Raw genomic sequence first — 16,372 nt, forward strand, 5'->3', positions numbered from 1 at the left:
AGTCTCTTGGGCCCGGAATCCCAACGATCCGAGGGCATAATGGAGTTATCTGAGACACCCAGAGGAGATGACCCATGTCCAATGCTTTTCCGTCCGACCTCGAAATCGCTCAGAGCGCCGATCTCTGGCCCATCGCCCGTATAGCCCAATCGGTGGGCATCAACGATGACCGTTTAGAGCCGTACGGGAAGCACGTCGCCAAGGTGGTTCTGGCGGAATCGCAAGGAGCGCGCCAGCATCAGGGAAAATACGTTGTCGTGACCGCCGTGACGCCGACGCCGCTCGGTGAAGGAAAGACGGCTACCAGTGTTTCGCTGGCTCAGGGTCTTGCTGCGACCGGGAGGAAAGCTTTACTGACCCTCCGGCAACCATCGATGGGCCCCACCTTCGGTATCAAGGGCGGCGCGGCCGGCGGCGGATATTCGCAAATCGTTCCCATGGAAAAGCTCAATCTTCATCTGACGGGTGATTTCCATGCCGTGACGTCGGCTCACAATATGCTGGCCGCGATACTCGACAATCACCTGCATTTCGGCAACGAGCTCGACATCGATGAGCGCACCATTTTCTGGCGTCGTGTCCTTGACGTCAACGACCGTGCGCTCAGAAATATCGTCCTCGGACTCGGCGAACGCGCCGACGGCGTGACGCGTCAATCGGGTTTCGACATCACCTCCGCGTCCGAACTCATGGTGATTCTTTCACTCGCCACCAGTTTTGAAGATCTCAAGGAACGTCTCGGACGTATTGTCGTTGCATTCACCTCCTCAGGTGAACCAGTCACGGCGCGGGATCTCAAAGCCGACGGCGCCCTGAGCGTCATTCTGGCGGACGCCATGCACCCAAACCTCATGCAGACCTTGGAACATGTGCCCGCACTAATTCACACGGGGCCCTTCGGAAATATCGCGACGGGCAATTCGTCCGTGGTCGCGGACTATGTGGGTCTCGAGCATAGCGACTACGTCATCACCGAAGCCGGATTCGGGTCAGACATGGGCGCGGAACGATTCGTCAACGTTAAATGTCGAGTCAGCGGGTTGCGTCCGGATGCGGCGGTACTGGTCGTTACCGTGCGTGCGTTGAAGTCACATTCAGGTCGGTATCGCATCACACCGGGAAGCCCCTTGCCTGAGGGACTTCTCACCGAGAGTCCCGACGACGTCGTGGCAGGCGCCGAAAACCTGAGAAAGCACGTCGAAATTCTCCGGTCATTTGGAATCTCGCCCGTCATCGCCATTAATGCATTTCCCGCGGACTTCGAGTCCGAACATCAGGCGATCAGAGATATCGCACGAGATCTCGGCGCCGAGGTCGCCACGCATCGCGGTGTGGCCGAAGGAGGGCCGGGAGCCACCGAACTGGCCGAGGCCGTGGTCCGGGCTTGTCAGGAGCCCGGTGAATTTCGCTTCACCTACGATGACTCCGATTCCCTCGTCACGAAGCTAGAGAAAGTGGCGACCACGGTCTACGGCGCGGATGGCATTGACCTGTCCTCGTCGGCGGCAGCCCAACTGGACCGGTACGAAAAACTCGGATTCGGGGAGCTACCGGTCGTGATCGCCAAGACGCACCTTTCGATCTCGGCCGACCCTTCCGCGAAGGGTGCTCCGACGGGGTGGCGGCTTCCCGTACGGGAAGCGCGACTCGCGGCGGGCGCCGGCTACGTGTATGCCATCTGCGGCACCATGCGGACCATGCCCGGCCTGTCACGGCATCCAGCCGCCGAGCGAATTGGCTTCGACGAGAACGGAACGTTGCGGGGGCTGTTCTGAGGCCTTGCCCCGAGGGGGGAGCTACCAGCCTCGTTCGGCCCATTCCTGGAGATGGGGGCGTTCCGCGCCCAGCGTGGTGGAGTCACCGTGGCCAGGCAGGATCACCGTGTCATCACCATATTCATCAAAAATCTTGGTCGTGACATCGCGATACAACGAATTAAAGGCTTCCGGTGAACTTGTCTTGCCTAGACCGCCGGGGAACAGCGAATCGCCGGTGAAGATGTAGCTCGGTCCGTCGTCGGGCGTATAGGCCAGGGCAATCGAACCTGGGGTATGGCCCACTAAGCCGATGACGTCGAGTGAGAATCCTTCCAGGTCCGCGGTGTCGCCATCCTCAAAGGTAATATCCATCGGAACGTTAATGTCCGCTTCATCGGCCGCCCCGCACGCGGTCAGAGCCTCGGACCGGGAGACGATTTCGGGCAGGGCCCGAACGTGATCCCAGTGCGAATGGGTCGTGACGATGAGTTGCACGTTGCCACAGCAGGCACATTGATCGTCGACGTCGTGTGCACCGGCGGCAACGAGGCCTGAAATTGCGTCGGGATCATCGGCGGCGTCGATGAGCAGTTGTGTGCCGGTCCGTTTGCACGTCACGAGATAAACCTTGTTGTCCATGCTCGAGACGCTGATATAACGGATGGTGACGTCACTCAGGTCGATCTTCTCGGTAGCGATTGCCATCATGGTGCCGAGTTTAGGACTTTCTAGGGGTTTCGGCACAACCCGTGCCGAAGATTCGTTCACCAGCGGCAGACGACGCCCACAAACCCTCCATGACTCGTTAGAATAAATCTTCGAATACGAACGACGAAATCGATGCGGACTTACGTCCGGTAGCCACCACGAAGACAGGCAGTTCATGACCACTCAGCACGTTCAGGCAACGCCACCAGGAGCACCGCAAGATCTCACTCGGATCCTCGTCAAAGGTGCCCGAGAGAATAATCTCCAGAACGTAGACCTGGACATTCCGCGAAACGCGATGGTCGTTTTCACGGGGCTGTCTGGCTCGGGCAAGTCGTCTTTGGCCTTTGACACGATCTTCGCGGAGGGGCAACGCCGCTACGTCGAATCCCTCTCAGCGTATGCGCGCATGTTCTTGGGCCAGGTCGACAAGCCCGACGTCGATTTCATCGAAGGCCTCTCTCCGGCCGTTTCCATCGACCAAAAGTCGACGTCAAAGAACCCTCGGTCGACGGTCGGGACGATCACCGAAATCTACGACTACATGCGCCTCTTATGGGCACGCATCGGGCATCCCCACTGTCCCATCTGTGGTGAACCCATTACCCAACAGACGCCACAAGCCATCGTCGATCAATTGATGGCCTATCCCGAACGCACCAAACTTCAGGTCCTGGCGCCGATGGTTCGGTCACGCAAGGGAGAATTTGTCGATCTTTTTGCCAATCTGACGCAACAGGGGTACTCCCGGGCGATCGTCGATGGGGAACAGATCCAGCTTTCGGAGGCCCCCAAGCTTAAGAAGCAATATAAGCACTCGATTTCCGTGGTCGTGGACCGATTGGTCATCAAGGAATCTGTTCAACAACGGCTCACGGATTCCGTGGAGACGGCTCTTGGACTTGCGGACGGCCGGGTCGAAATCGACTTTGTGGACGACGACTCCGACGAAGGTCTGCGTGCTTTCAGCGAGAACCTGGCGTGCCCCAACGAGCACCCCATCGAAACGTCGGAAATTGAGCCTCGTGCGTTCTCCTTCAACAGTCCCTTTGGTGCCTGCTCGGAGTGTGACGGCATCGGGTCGCGTCTCGAGGTGGACGAAAGCCTCGTTATCCCTGACCCGGAGAAGACCCTCGGCGAGGGCGCTGTGGCGCCGTGGTCGTTGGGCAAGGCTTCTTCCGAATATTGGCTTCGCCTACTAGCCGGGCTCGGGAAAGAGGTCGGTTTCGATCTCAACACTCCATGGCAGGAATTATCCGCCAAAGCGCGAAGCGCAATTCTCGATGGTAAAGACTTCAAGGTCGAGGTCTCCTACCGGAACAGGTTTGGTCGCGAACGCCGATACACCTCCGGATTCGAAGGCGTCTACGCGTACATCAAACGTAAGCACCTGGAAACCGAGTCGGACCGCGCTAAAGACCGATACGAGCAGTACATGCGTCAGGTTCCTTGCCCTTCGTGTGGAGGCGCCAGGCTGAACCCCACCATGCTCTCGGTGACCGTCGGGGGAGCGTCGATTTCCGATGTCACCTCGATGTCGATGTCGGACGCGCAAGCATTCATGGCAGGGCTTGAGCTGACTGAGCGTGAAGTCAAAATCGCCGAGCAGGTGCTCAAGGAGATCAATGCGCGCCTGCAATTCCTATTGGATGTAGGGCTCGATTACCTCAACCTCGGACGGGCCGCGGCCACACTTTCCGGAGGCGAAGCCCAGCGAATCCGATTGGCCACGCAAATTGGATCCGGTTTGGTCGGGGTTCTGTACGTGCTGGACGAACCGTCTATTGGTCTTCACCAGCGTGATAACCGCCGTCTCATTGAGACGTTAACCAAACTGCGCGACCTCGGAAATACGTTGATCGTCGTCGAACACGATGAAGACACGATCAAGGAATCCGATTGGGTGGTCGACGTCGGCCCTGGTGCCGGCGAACACGGCGGCCGGATCGTTCACTCCGGTCCCTACCAGGAGATTCTCAACAACCCGGAGTCGCTCACGGGCGCGTACCTCAACCGGGATCGCGAGATCGCTGTTCCGACCAAACGTCGACCTATCGACAAAAAGCGCATGATCAAGGTGGTCGGCGCGCAGGAGAACAACCTGAATAACCTGGACGTCTCGTTCCCGCTGGGAGTTTTGACGGCTGTGACGGGTGTTTCAGGTTCGGGTAAGTCGACGCTGGTCAACGACATCCTGTATACGAGCCTCGCCAATAGGCTTAATGGGGCCAAACAGGTCCCAGGTCGTCACCGTCGTGTCGAGGGAGTGGACCTTCTCGACAAGATCGTCCACGTGGATCAGAGCCCCATTGGCCGTATGCCGCGCTCCAACCCGGCCACATATACGGGGGTCTTCGATCACATCCGCAAATTATTTGCCGAAACGAACGAAGCGAAGGTTCGTGGGTACCTTCCCGGCCGATTCTCCTTCAACGTGAAAGGCGGACGGTGCGAAGCCTGCCACGGTGATGGAACCTTGAAGATCGAAATGAACTTCTTGCCGGATGTTTTTGTGCCGTGCGAGGTCTGCCACGGTGCGCGCTATAACCGCGAAACCCTGGAGATTCGGTACAAGGGAAAGACCATCTCGGAAGTTCTCGACATGCCGGTCGAGGAAGCCGCGGAGTTTTTCGCCGCATTCACACCGATTGCTCGTCATCTCAATACGCTGGTCGATGTCGGCCTCGGCTACATTCGGCTGGGTCAACCCGCGCCGACCCTCTCCGGCGGTGAAGCCCAACGCGTCAAGCTGGCCTCGGAACTACAAAAGCGTTCAAATGGTCGAACGATTTACGTCTTGGACGAACCGACGACGGGCCTTCATTTCGAAGACATCAGCAAGTTGCTCAACGTCCTGCAGGGTCTCGTGGACAAGGGAAATACCGTTCTCACCATCGAACATAATCTGGATGTCGCTAAATGCGCCGACTGGATCGTTGATATGGGTCCTGAAGGTGGTTCCGGCGGCGGAACGGTTGTCGCTGAGGGAACCCCTGAAGACGTGGCTCGGAACAAGAACAGCTACACGGGGCAATTCCTTGCCGAAGTTTTGGAGTCACCATGACCGTGAGCCCAACGACCGTAATTCTCTTTGACCTTGACGGAACGTTGCTGGATCCTGCCGGAGCCATTACGGAAGGCATTTCCGATGCCATCGCGATGCACGGCTTTGACAGGCCTGATCCTGAAACGTTGAGGAAATTCGTCGGGCCACCCACCGATGTGTCGCTGGCTCGGTACACGTCGATTCCCCGCGAGCGTCACCGAGACATTCTCACGACGTATCGCAAGGGATATCTCGAACGTGCACGGTCCGTGTCGGTTCTGTATCCGGGAATGCGTTCGCTGCTTCAAGAACTGAGTACTTTGCCGGTTTGGGTCGGAATCGCGACGCAAAAACCCCTGCCGACCACCAGGATCCTTCTCGACGACTTCGGCATGAGCAACTACTTCGACGTCGTCTCTGGTGCGTGGGACGCCCTGAAGCCTGAAACACACGATCTTCCCCGGGACAAGGCCGGTGTCATAGAACGGGCCCTACGACAGGTGAAGGACGACGCCGAAGCACGTGGAGACGCCGTCGAGTTGAGCGGGGTTATGGTCGGTGACCGCGAGTACGACGTCACGGGCGCTGCCCACAATGGGCTACCGTGCATCGGCGTGACTTGGGGCTTTGGCGGTCCTGAGGAATTAGAGGCGGCCGGCGCAGATCCGATCGTCGACGACTCTGCATCTCTGCGGGCAGCCCTTCGAGATATGACCGGCCTTCCTCTTGCCCCATGAGAAGTCAAGAATGCCTCTTCCGAACGCCGTGAGGCCTGTCGGGGAGCCGCGCATGTACTTTGCACGTCAATAGTGGCGTTCCGCCTCGCGCGTGCGGTGCGGGTACAGTAGGGTCGACGAAATAATCGAGGGGAGTTGCTCGTGACGCTGTATTCATTGGCCCAATCCGCGGTAACCCGTCTATTGAAGACAGGGTTTCGGGCTCGAGTGACCGGGTTGGAGAACTTCCCTGAGAATGGCCCCGTGATCGTCGCTTCAAATCACCGGGCATTTCTCGACAGCGTCATCATTTCCGCCATGATGCCCCGACGCGTGGCATTCCTCGCCAAGGCCGAATACGTCAACTCACCGGGTATGCGCGGCAAATTGATGAAGACGCTCTTCGACATGATTGACATCATTCCGGTGAACCGATCGGACCAGTCCCAACGGTTAAAGGCCCTGGAAAAGGGACTCGAACGACTCGAGCAAGGCGAGGTCTTCGGGATCTATCCAGAAGGAACTCGTTCGCGGGACGGATATCTGTATCGAGGCCGGATCGGCGTAGCGTGGCTGGCCCATAAGACGGGCGCCCCGGTGGTCCCCATCGGCCTCATCGGAACGGAAAAGCTCCAGCCGCCTGGTTCCCGGCTCATCCGACCGGTGAGATTCACGGTAAGGGTCGGAAAGCCCATGTACTTCGATCGTATGGGTGATCGGCAGACGGGTAAGCAACGGCGCCAAACGACGGATCTCATCATGGATGAAATTGCACAGCTTTCAGGGCAACCGCGAAAGAACGAATACAATACCTCACCGTCCTTGGACAAAGATTCGGGCATAGCCGAATAGGAGGAATACTACGCAGGGAGAAAAGCATGGCAGACCCGGCATCTTATCGGCCCGCGACGGGGGAGATCCCCACCAGTCCGGGAGTGTATCGATTCCGTGATGAGTTCGGTCGTGTCATCTACGTCGGCAAGGCGAAAAACCTGCGGAATAGGCTGAATTCCTACTTTCAAAAACCGGGTCAGTTACCACCCAAAACCTATGCGATGGTTCATACCGCATCGAGTGTGGAATGGACCGTCGTCGGCTCCGAGATGGAATCGCTCCAACTCGAATACACCTGGATCAAGCAATATACGCCTCGGTTCAACATTATGTATCGGGACGACAAATCGTATCCGTACTTAGCGATATCGATGTCCGAGAAATTTCCGCGAGCCCAGGTGACGCGGGGCGCGAAGAAAAAAGGGTCACGGTACTTTGGCCCGTTCTCGCAGGTGTGGGCTATCAAGGAAACTTTGGACTCGCTGTTGCGGGTTTTCCCCGTCCGAACGTGCACCCGGTCGGTTTTCAAGAGAGCCGAACGAGCGGATCGCCCGTGCCTGCTCGGCTACATCGATAAATGCTCAGCTCCGTGCGTCGGCCGCATCGATGAAGAGGAGCATCGACAACTGGCCGATCAGCTGTGCAAATTCATGGCGGGGGACTCAGAGAAGCACATAAAGAGGCTGACCGCCGAGATGGAAGCTGCCGCTGAGAATATGGAATTCGAGCGGGCGGCTCGTCTGAGGGACGACATTGGAGCATTGCGAAAGGCCTTCGAACGCAATGCAGTCGTCTTGTCCGATTCGGTGGATGCCGATCTCTTCGCATTCCACGAAGATGAACTCGAGGCTGCCGCCCAGGTATTCCACGTCCGAGGAGGACGCATCCGTGGGCAACGTGGCTGGATCGTCGAGCGCGTGGAAGATCTCTCGGCTCCAGAAATGGTCGAGCAGTTATTGCAACAGGTTTATGGCGAATCTGCGGTGACCTTGGCCAGCTCTCCCGACGACGCGACGTTGAATCTCAATGAAATCCCACGAAACGTGCTCGTTCCGGTGATGCCTGAAAATGCGGATGACCTTCAGCAGTGGCTCACCGAGCTCCGCGGAAGCAAGGTCGGTATTTCCGTGCCTCAACGCGGCGAACGCGTCCAATTAATGGGAACCGTCGCGGAAAATGCAAAGCAAGCCTTGACCCTGCATAAATCCAGGCGGGCCGGAGACCTCACCACGAGGAGCGCTTCGCTTCAAGAACTCCAGGAGGCTTTAGACCTTCCCAACCCGTTGATGCGGATTGAGTGCTACGACATCTCACACGTCCAGGGAACGAATGTCGTCGCCTCAATGGTGGTCTTTGAGGATGGGCTTCCGCGAAAAGCGGACTATCGAAAATTCTCGATCCGTGGAGAAGCTGCTCGAGACGATACGGCCTCGATGTACGACGTCATCAGCCGGCGCTTCAAACGCCATCTTGAGGATCAACGTCAACGCGAGTCGGAACCGCCGACCTCGGGCGAGGTGGATGAATCCGCCGCGACTGAGCCGGCGAAATTTGCGTATCCGCCCAATCTCGTGGTCGTCGATGGTGGACCACCTCAGGTGGCGGCCGCCCGCCAGGCACTGGATGACCTGGGGATTACCGACGTAGACGTCATCGGTCTCGCCAAACGTCTCGAAGAAATTTGGGTGCCCGAAGACGATTTCCCGGTCATTCTTCCTCGATCTTCCAACGGCCTCTTTTTGCTGCAACGCCTTCGAGATGAAGCACACCGCTTCGCCATTACTTTCCATCGAAGTAAGCGCGGCAAAGCCATGTTGGTTTCCTCCTTGGACGGCATCGAGGGTCTCGGGAAGGCCAAACGCGAGGCGCTGATCCAAGACTTCGGTTCGTTGAAGGCGATACGGGAGGCCGGCGTCGACGACTTGACCCGGGTGCGGGGCATCGGCCCGACTTTAGCGACAAAAATCTTGGATCACTTATCCACAGAAGGCCAGAAACCAGCAGAATCAGAGGCCGAGGCCGGGTAGGCTTAAAGCACGAGACTCGTCGTTCGCCCCGCGCCTTCGCGGGACCGGTCCGAACCTGTTTTCCGTCTTCAAACGACACCGGGAGCTACCTGTGACGCATGTGAACCCTCCGATGAATTCCGAGGACCTCACACCCAAAAAGCCCGCACAAACCGAGATGCTCGTTATTACCGGAATCTCGGGTGCCGGCCGATCTACGGCCGCCCACACCCTGGAAGACGCCGGTTGGTACGTCGTCGACAACATTCCGCCTAACCTTCTGGCTCCATTGGTGGATCTTGTCGCTAGGGCGCCTCAATCGATGCCGAAACTTGCGGTGATTATCGACATCCGTGGCAAGGCACTGTTTGCGGACTTCAAAGAGGCGTTCGGTGTGCTCCAGAATGCTCCGGTGGAATTCACCATCTTGTTCCTCGATGCTTCCGACGAGTCGATTATCGCGAGGTACGAGGCGCAACGGCGTCCGCATCCGCTTCAAGGAAATGGCCGGATTCTCGACGGCATCCAAGCAGAGCGGGAATTGCTCGCGGATCTCAAGAGCCGAGCCGACGTCGTCATCGACACCACCGGATTTAACGTTCACGAATTGTCACGACGAATTTCGCAGACCTATTCGATGTCGGGTCCCACGATCGTGAATATTACCGTCATGAGCTTCGGGTTTAAATACGGACTACCGCCGGACGCAAACTTCGTAGCCGACATGAGGTTTATCGCAAATCCGCACTGGATTCCTGAGCTACGTCCCTTCACCGGGCGAGACGAACCAGTCAAAAATTTCGTCCTCAACAAAGATGGCGCCAAGCAATTCATCGACCATTTCGTGCCGTCGCTCTCGCCGGTCATCGAGGGGTATCGTGTCGAGAATAAACATTATGCAACCATCGCCATAGGTTGCACCGGAGGGAAACACCGTTCAGTTGCGGTGACCGAGGAAATCGCCCGCCGATTGGGCGAACTAGAAAACGTGACGGTCAATGTGCAACACAGGGACCTCGGTAGGGAATAGAGCGAAGGACGGCTCGATGAATGAGACACCTCGGGGCCGAGGACGGCGACTTCCGGGATCACACGATGCTCCCAAGGTCGCAGCACTGGGCGGAGGGCACGGACTGTACGCTTCGCTCAGTGCCCTGCGACTCGTCACGCCCCACATATCAGCCGTCGTGACCGTCGCCGACGACGGAGGCTCCTCCGGACGCCTGCGAGAACAGTTCAACGTCCTGCCGCCTGGGGACCTGCGTATGGCACTTTCCGCTTTGTGTGATGACTCGGAGTGGGGCTATTTGTGGCGAGCCGCTATCCAGCATCGGTTCTCGGCGCTTCCCGAGGCGCCGCAAGAAATCGATGGGCACGCCATGGGAAATCTTCTTCTCGTCAGTCTGTGGCAACTCCTCGACGACCCCGTCGCCGGATTGGATTGGGCGTCCCGGCTTCTTGAGGCCCGAGGGCGCGTTCTACCGATGGCATTGGATCCGCTCATCATCTCTGGTGATGCTTTCATGCAAGACGGCTCTCGGGAACGCGTCGTGGGACAAGCGAAATTGGCAAAGGCTGCACGCGTTGTGAATCTCAGCCTCGAGCCGGAAGAGGCACGTGAGTGCGAGGAATCCACCCGCGCGATACTCGATGCCGATTGGGTGATCCTCGGGCCGGGATCGTGGTTTACCTCAGTCATTCCCCATCTCTTGCTTCCACAATCGAGAGATGCCCTCTGCCAAACCGACGCCAAAATCTGCGTTTCGATGAATCTGGGATTGGAGCAAAAGGAAACGTCGCGTCTAGGAGCGGTCGGGCACCTGGAATCCCTAGAGGAATATGCTCCAGAACTGTCAATTGACGCGGTCGTCGCTGACCCTACTTCTATGGAGCGGTCTCATGAGTTTGAAGAAGCAGTTGAGGCACGTGGGGCAAAAATGGTCTGGAACCGCATGAGGACGCGCAGGGGAGAAGACGTCCATAACCCATTGCGCCTTGCTGCCGCCTATCAGGAGGTCATGCGTACTCGCGACAAGGCGTACGGCATGGAACCCGACGCGCCCACCGTGTAATCTCGCGTTGTGGCCCGTGTACGCACGAGACCCCGTGAACCACGTATCCAAGATCAGCCCGGAGGAACGTAAATGGCCTTGACGGCACTCGTGAAAGACGAACTGGCCAAGTTCGAGGTACCAAAATCCTCCACACGTCAGGCCGAGGTCGCGACCGTCCTGCGCTTCGCCGGTGGGCTGCATCTGGTGTCCGGGCACATCATGATCGAAGCCGAACTGGATCATCTCGGCACGGCCCAACGTATTCAAACTGCCATCGAGGAGCTATACGGCCATCGAACCGTCTTAATGACGGTTTCCGGAGGCGCTCTCAAGCGCGGTGGTCACTATCTATTGCGCGTGGACCAGGGCGGTGAAGCTCTGGCTCGACAGACTGGTTTGTTAGATACCCGTGGGCGCCCCGTCCGCGGGCTCCCTCCGGCCGTCGTCAACGGCTCACTCGCAGATTCTGAGGCCGTCATGCGAGGCGCATTCTTGGCTCACGGTTCCTTAACCGAGCCAGGCCGCTCATCGGCCATGGAATTCACGTGCCCAGGATCGGAAGCTGCCCTTGCGCTGGTCGGTTGTGCCCGACGACTCGACGTCTTTGCTAAGGCGCGGGAGGTGCGCGGCGCCGACAGAGTCGTCGTTCGCGACGGCGAAACGATAGGTCAATTGCTCAAACGCATGGGAGCCAAGGACGTTCTCTCGCAGTGGCAAGACAGCCGCACGCATCGTGAGGTACGAGCCACGGCCAACAGGCTCGCAAATTTTGATGACGCGAATCTTCGTCGTTCCGCACAGGCAGCGGTCGCCGCCGGGGCACGCGTTGAACGCGCTTTAGAGATTTTGGGCGACGACGTGCCCGAGCACCTGAAATATGCCGGTCATCTGCGATTGGGGCATCGTCATGCGAGTTTGGATGAACTCGGACGCTTGGCTGACCCCCCGCTCACCAAAGACGCGATTGCGGGACGTATTCGTCGTCTACTCGCTATGGCCGATAAGCAAGCGGCGGTGGAGGGAATTCCTGGAACCGACTCGTCGCCCCGTTCAAGCAACGAATAGCGAATAGAACGAAGAGCCCGTCGTACGCCGCTTGGACGGGTAATTCACCCATCCGGTTCCCTCGACGTGGCTAAGTATGCTCACGGCGTAAATTTGCCACACGAAACCACATTTCGACGTCGTGATGGTCGCCACCGCCCGCCAACTCGGCGAATCGAGGACATGCGGCCTTGCCGCACGCCATACCCCGTAGTCCACATTCGATTCTGCGCGCCAAAAAAATCGAGAAAACACACCCAAACACACACAAAATCACCTAAACTAAGACCAGGACCGAACGGAGACCCGTCAAGTGGGGTTCCTGTCGATGTGAATGCCACGTGGTCAGGGTTCGGCGGGTGACCTCCGCATGGATGAGTCACCAACAAAAAGCACTCAAACTGAGGAGTTTGATCAACAGTGACTGTACGTATTGGTATCAACGGTTTTGGTCGCATCGGCCGTAACTTCTTCCGCGCCGCGCTCGAGCAGGGCGAAAACATCGAGGTCGTAGCCGTCAACGACCTGACGAGCCCCGAAACCCTCGCACACCTCCTCAAGTACGATTCGATTCTCGGACCGCTCAAGTCAGATGTTTCGGTCAAGGATGGCCACATCGTCGTCGACGGCAAGCAGTTGACCGTTCTCTCGGAGAAGAACCCCGCAGACCTTCCGTGGAAGGACCTCGAGGTAGACATCGTTCTCGAATCGACCGGGTTGTTCACGGACGGCACCAAGGCAAAGGCGCACCTGGACGCCGGCGCCAAGAAGGTCGTCGTTTCCGCCCCCGGAACCAACCTTGACGGAACCTTCGTCATGGGCGTCAACGACGACACGTACGACAACGACTCCCAGCACGTAGTTTCCAACGCTTCGTGCACCACGAACTGCCTCGCGCCGCTGGCCAAGGTGATCGATGAGAACTTCGGCATCAAGTCGGGACTCATGACCACGATTCACTCCTACACTGCGGATCAGCGACTTCAGGACGCGCCGCACAAGGACCTGCGTCGTGCCCGGGCTGCCGCCGTCAACATGATTCCCACGTCGACTGGTGCAGCTCGTACCGTTGGCAAGGTTTATGCACCCGTTGAAGGCAAGCTCGACGGCATGGCATTCCGCGTTCCCACGATCACCGGTTCCATCGTGGACCTCTCCTTGAACCTGGAGAAGGGCGTCACCAAGGAAGAGATCAACGCGGTCGTCAAGAAGGCTGCCGAAGGCGACTACAAGGGCATCATCAAGTACACCGAGGACCCCATTGTTTCGACCGACATTGTCGGCGAGGAAATTTCCACGGTCTTCGATGCGGATCTCACCTCCGTTCTCAACGGCCAGGTCAAGGTCTTCGCGTGGTACGACAACGAGTGGGGATTCACGTCCCGCACCGTCAAGTTCGTCAACATGTTGGCGGCCAAGCTCTAAGATAGGAATCGGATTCGGATTCCCACGAAGAGGTTGGAGTAGAACACCATGGCACATGCTCTAGAAGAGCTCATTGCCGGTGGTGTCAAGGGAAGGCACGTTCTGGTCCGCTCGGACCTGAACGTGCCCCTTGACGGGACCACCGTGACCGACGATGGACGTGTCAAAGCGTCCTTGCCGGTTGTGAAAAAACTTGCCGACGCCGGGGCTAAGGTCATCGTTATGGCCCACCTGGGCCGGCCCAAGGGCCAAGTTGACCCGAAATATTCCATCAAGCCCGCCGCCGACCGGTTGCAAGATCTCGCGGATTTCACGGTCGAGGTCGCCGAAGACGTGGTTGGCCCCGACGCGCAGAAAAAGGCTCGTGATCTCGGAGAAGGCGAAGTCCTCGTTCTCGAGAACGTTCGCTTTGACCCCCGGGAGACCAGCAAGGACGACCAAGAGCGTGCGAGCTTCGCGGAGGAACTTGCTCACCTCACCGGTGAACGAGGCGCCTACGTTGACGACGCTTTCGGCGCCGTTCACCGGCGGCATGCCTCAGTCTTTGACATCGCGAAGGTCCTTCCGTCGTACTTGGGTGACCTCGTTGCAACGGAACTCAAAGTCCTTTCGACGATTATCGACAACCCGAAGCGGCCCTTCGTTGTTGTCATGGGTGGGTCAAAGGTTTCGGACAAACTTGCCGTCATTGACAATCTGATCGGCAAGGCCGACGCTCTCCTGATCGGAGGAGGCATGTCCTTCACCTTCAGCGCCGCGCAGGGCTACAAAGTTGGACGTTCACTGTTGGAGTCGGACCAAATCTCAACCGTTACCCAGTATTTGGAACGGGCAGAGGCCGAGGGCACCAAGATCGTCCTACCGACGGATGCTGTGTGGGCGTCAGAGTTTTCTGCGGATGCTCGTCATGAGGTTCGGTCAATTGATTCGTTGGAAGACGGAGAAATTGGTGCCGAAGGCCAGGGCCTCGATATCGGCCCGAAGTCTCAGGAACTCTTCGCCCAGTACATTAAGGACGCTCAAACCGTTTTCTGGAACGGACCTGTTGGCGTCTTCGAAATGGAAGCCTTCTCGGGAGGTACACGGGCAGTCGCGACGGCCGTTGCTGAGTCCGACGCCTTCAGCGTGATCGGTGGTGGCGACTCGGCGTCTGCAGTTCGCAACCTTGGATTCTCCGACGACGAGTTTGGCCACATCTCCACCGGTGGCGGTGCCTCGTTGGAGTATATAGAAGGCAAAACTTTGCCAGGTCTGGAAGCGCTCGGCGTCTAAAGGCACTAGCGGGCCGACCACCTCGTGGTCGGCCCGCTCTTCTCTATGACCGGACGACTCTGGGCGGGCGCGATTGAGCTCCCGACCGATACCACACCCGTGAACTCGGCATCGTGTGGATGCCACGACACAAAGGACAACGCATTGACGACGCAGACCAACGGAACCTTTGACCGCAAGCCGCTGATCGCCGGCAATTGGAAAATGAACATGGATCACGCCGAAGGCGTGGCGCTGGTTCAGAAGCTTGCGTGGACTCTCAACGACGCCAAATTTGATCACGACCGGGTCGAGGTGGCCGTGTTTCCGCCGGCAACGGATCTTCGCTCGGTACAGACCCTTATCAACGGGGACAAGCTGGACCTGGTGTATGGCGCGCAGGATCTCTCGCCGGAAGATTCGGGTGCCTTCACAGGCGATATCTCGGGAGCTTTCCTGAAGAAGTTGGAATGCACCTACGCTCTCGTGGGACATTCAGAACGCCGTTCAATCCATGGAGAAAGCGACGAATTGTGCGCACGCAAGGTCCAGGCTGCGTACCGACACGGATTGACCCCGGTGCTGTGTGTAGGCGAGGGCCTGGATGAACGAGAAGCGGGCCGACACGTCGAATACACCTTGGAGCAGCTCAGGGGATCGCTGGACGGCCTGACCCCCGCACAAGCGAAGACACTCGTTGTCGCCTATGAGCCCGTTTGGGCGATTGGCACGGGGAAGGTCGCCGGTCCCGGCGACGCTCAGGAAATGTCTGCCGCAATCCGTGCCGAGATCGCGAAGCTCTACGACGCCGAGACGGCCAACGCAGTGCGCATCCTCTACGGAGGCTCTGTTAAGGCTGATAACGCTGCGGCTACTCTGAGCGAAAAGGACGTCGACGGCGTCCTCGTCGGTGGCGCTTCCTTGAAGGCCGAGGAATTCGCAAACATCGCTCGATTCGAGAAGCACGTCGTCTCTGAATAAGGGCTATCCCCACCAGGCGACACAAGGCTAGGCGTGATTCACGCCTCCGCTCTATGGATCAAGCAATCCTATGACGTAGAGTTGGGCTGAATGTCATGTTCGTTGTGGCCACGTCGCTTGTCCTCCTTGAGGCGATGCCACAAGGCAACGAAAGGTCGAAGTGGAAATATTACGTTGGGTCCTCTTGGGGATCATCGCGCTCACCAGTGTGCTGACCATCTTTTTCGTCCTGCTGAATAAGGGCAAGGGCGGGGGACTGTCGGACATGTTTGGTGGCGGAATGACGAGTTCGCTGAACTCCTCCGGCGTTGCCTCCCGAAACTTGGTCCGTCTCACCGTGACGACGGCCATTATCTGGGTCCTCGCCATTATCGGCTATGCGCTGTTCCTGAGGTTCACCGCCGTCTAACTTTCTCAACGAGAAGAACGTACAAGGGCCGTCTCACCGTTTCGGTGGGACGGCCCTTTACTTTGATGGGGTTCAGCTCACTGTGGGCATCGACCTTGTGAAATCAGGTTCCCGAGTTGTGAGGTCACTGGGCAGAAACCA

At 58.1% G+C, this 16,372-nt stretch carries 13 protein-coding genes; 12 read left to right on the forward strand and 1 reads right to left on the reverse strand.

The window, feature by feature from the left end:
• Window positions 1-74 precede the first annotated feature (74 nt).
• Window positions 75-1,775, forward strand: coding sequence for a formate--tetrahydrofolate ligase (locus tag B9Y51_RS09145; protein ID WP_085529468.1), 1,701 nt, complete (start codon window positions 75-77; stop codon window positions 1,773-1,775).
• A 21-nt stretch (window positions 1,776-1,796) separates the two neighbouring features.
• On the opposite strand, the gene B9Y51_RS09150 is transcribed toward B9Y51_RS09145, so the two are convergent.
• A complete protein-coding gene (locus B9Y51_RS09150) occupies window positions 1,797-2,465 on the reverse strand; it encodes an MBL fold metallo-hydrolase (RefSeq protein WP_082156600.1) in 669 nt (222 codons plus the stop codon).
• A gap of 175 nt (window positions 2,466-2,640) precedes the next feature.
• Between B9Y51_RS09150 and uvrA the strand changes: the two genes are divergently transcribed.
• The 11 genes from uvrA to secG all read left to right on the forward strand — a co-directional run bounded on the left by uvrA (window position 2,641) and on the right by secG (window position 16,231).
• Complete coding sequence (gene uvrA / locus B9Y51_RS09155) at window positions 2,641-5,529, forward strand: excinuclease ABC subunit UvrA (RefSeq protein ID WP_085529469.1); 2,889 nt, start codon at window positions 2,641-2,643, stop codon at window positions 5,527-5,529.
• A complete protein-coding gene (locus tag B9Y51_RS09160) occupies window positions 5,526-6,248 on the forward strand; it encodes an HAD hydrolase-like protein (RefSeq protein WP_085529470.1) in 723 nt (240 codons plus the stop codon). The genes uvrA and B9Y51_RS09160 overlap by 4 nt, the downstream gene beginning before the upstream one ends.
• Before the next feature lie 141 nt (window positions 6,249-6,389).
• The gene (locus tag B9Y51_RS09165) at window positions 6,390-7,079 is read left to right on the forward strand and encodes a lysophospholipid acyltransferase family protein (protein WP_048678623.1); all 690 of its coding nucleotides are present in this window, start codon (window positions 6,390-6,392) and stop codon (window positions 7,077-7,079) included.
• A gap of 26 nt (window positions 7,080-7,105) precedes the next feature.
• Window positions 7,106-9,088: an excinuclease ABC subunit UvrC gene (gene uvrC / locus B9Y51_RS09170; protein ID WP_048678229.1), complete on the forward strand. Its 1,983-nt coding sequence runs from the start codon at window positions 7,106-7,108 to the stop codon at window positions 9,086-9,088.
• A 112-nt stretch (window positions 9,089-9,200) separates the two neighbouring features.
• Window positions 9,201-10,097, forward strand: coding sequence for an RNase adapter RapZ (rapZ, locus tag B9Y51_RS09175; RefSeq protein ID WP_085529471.1), 897 nt, complete (start codon window positions 9,201-9,203; stop codon window positions 10,095-10,097).
• A 16-nt stretch (window positions 10,098-10,113) separates the two neighbouring features.
• Window positions 10,114-11,139, forward strand: coding sequence for a gluconeogenesis factor YvcK family protein (locus B9Y51_RS09180; RefSeq protein ID WP_085529472.1), 1,026 nt, complete (start codon window positions 10,114-10,116; stop codon window positions 11,137-11,139).
• Window positions 11,140-11,211: 72 nt separating this feature from the next.
• Window positions 11,212-12,186, forward strand: coding sequence for a DNA-binding protein WhiA (gene whiA / locus B9Y51_RS09185; protein WP_048678234.1), 975 nt, complete (start codon window positions 11,212-11,214; stop codon window positions 12,184-12,186).
• Between the two features lie 399 nt (window positions 12,187-12,585).
• Window positions 12,586-13,590 carry a type I glyceraldehyde-3-phosphate dehydrogenase gene (gene gap / locus B9Y51_RS09190; RefSeq protein ID WP_085529473.1) on the forward strand — a complete coding sequence of 335 codons (1,005 nt, stop codon included), beginning with the start codon at window positions 12,586-12,588 and terminating at the stop codon, window positions 13,588-13,590.
• A 48-nt stretch (window positions 13,591-13,638) separates the two neighbouring features.
• The gene (locus tag B9Y51_RS09195) at window positions 13,639-14,862 is read left to right on the forward strand and encodes a phosphoglycerate kinase (protein WP_085529474.1); all 1,224 of its coding nucleotides are present in this window, start codon (window positions 13,639-13,641) and stop codon (window positions 14,860-14,862) included.
• 144 nt (window positions 14,863-15,006) lie between these two features.
• Window positions 15,007-15,822, forward strand: coding sequence for a triose-phosphate isomerase (tpiA, locus tag B9Y51_RS09200; RefSeq protein WP_048678625.1), 816 nt, complete (start codon window positions 15,007-15,009; stop codon window positions 15,820-15,822).
• Between the two features lie 160 nt (window positions 15,823-15,982).
• On the forward strand, window positions 15,983-16,231 hold the full coding sequence (gene secG, locus B9Y51_RS09205) for a preprotein translocase subunit SecG (RefSeq protein WP_048678238.1): 249 nt from the start codon (window positions 15,983-15,985) through the stop codon (window positions 16,229-16,231).
• Window positions 16,232-16,372: the final 141 nt, after the last annotated feature.

The organism is Kocuria massiliensis, assembly GCF_900169715.1.
In the GTDB taxonomy this organism is placed as follows: Bacteria; Actinomycetota; Actinomycetes; order Actinomycetales; family Micrococcaceae; genus Rothia; species Rothia massiliensis.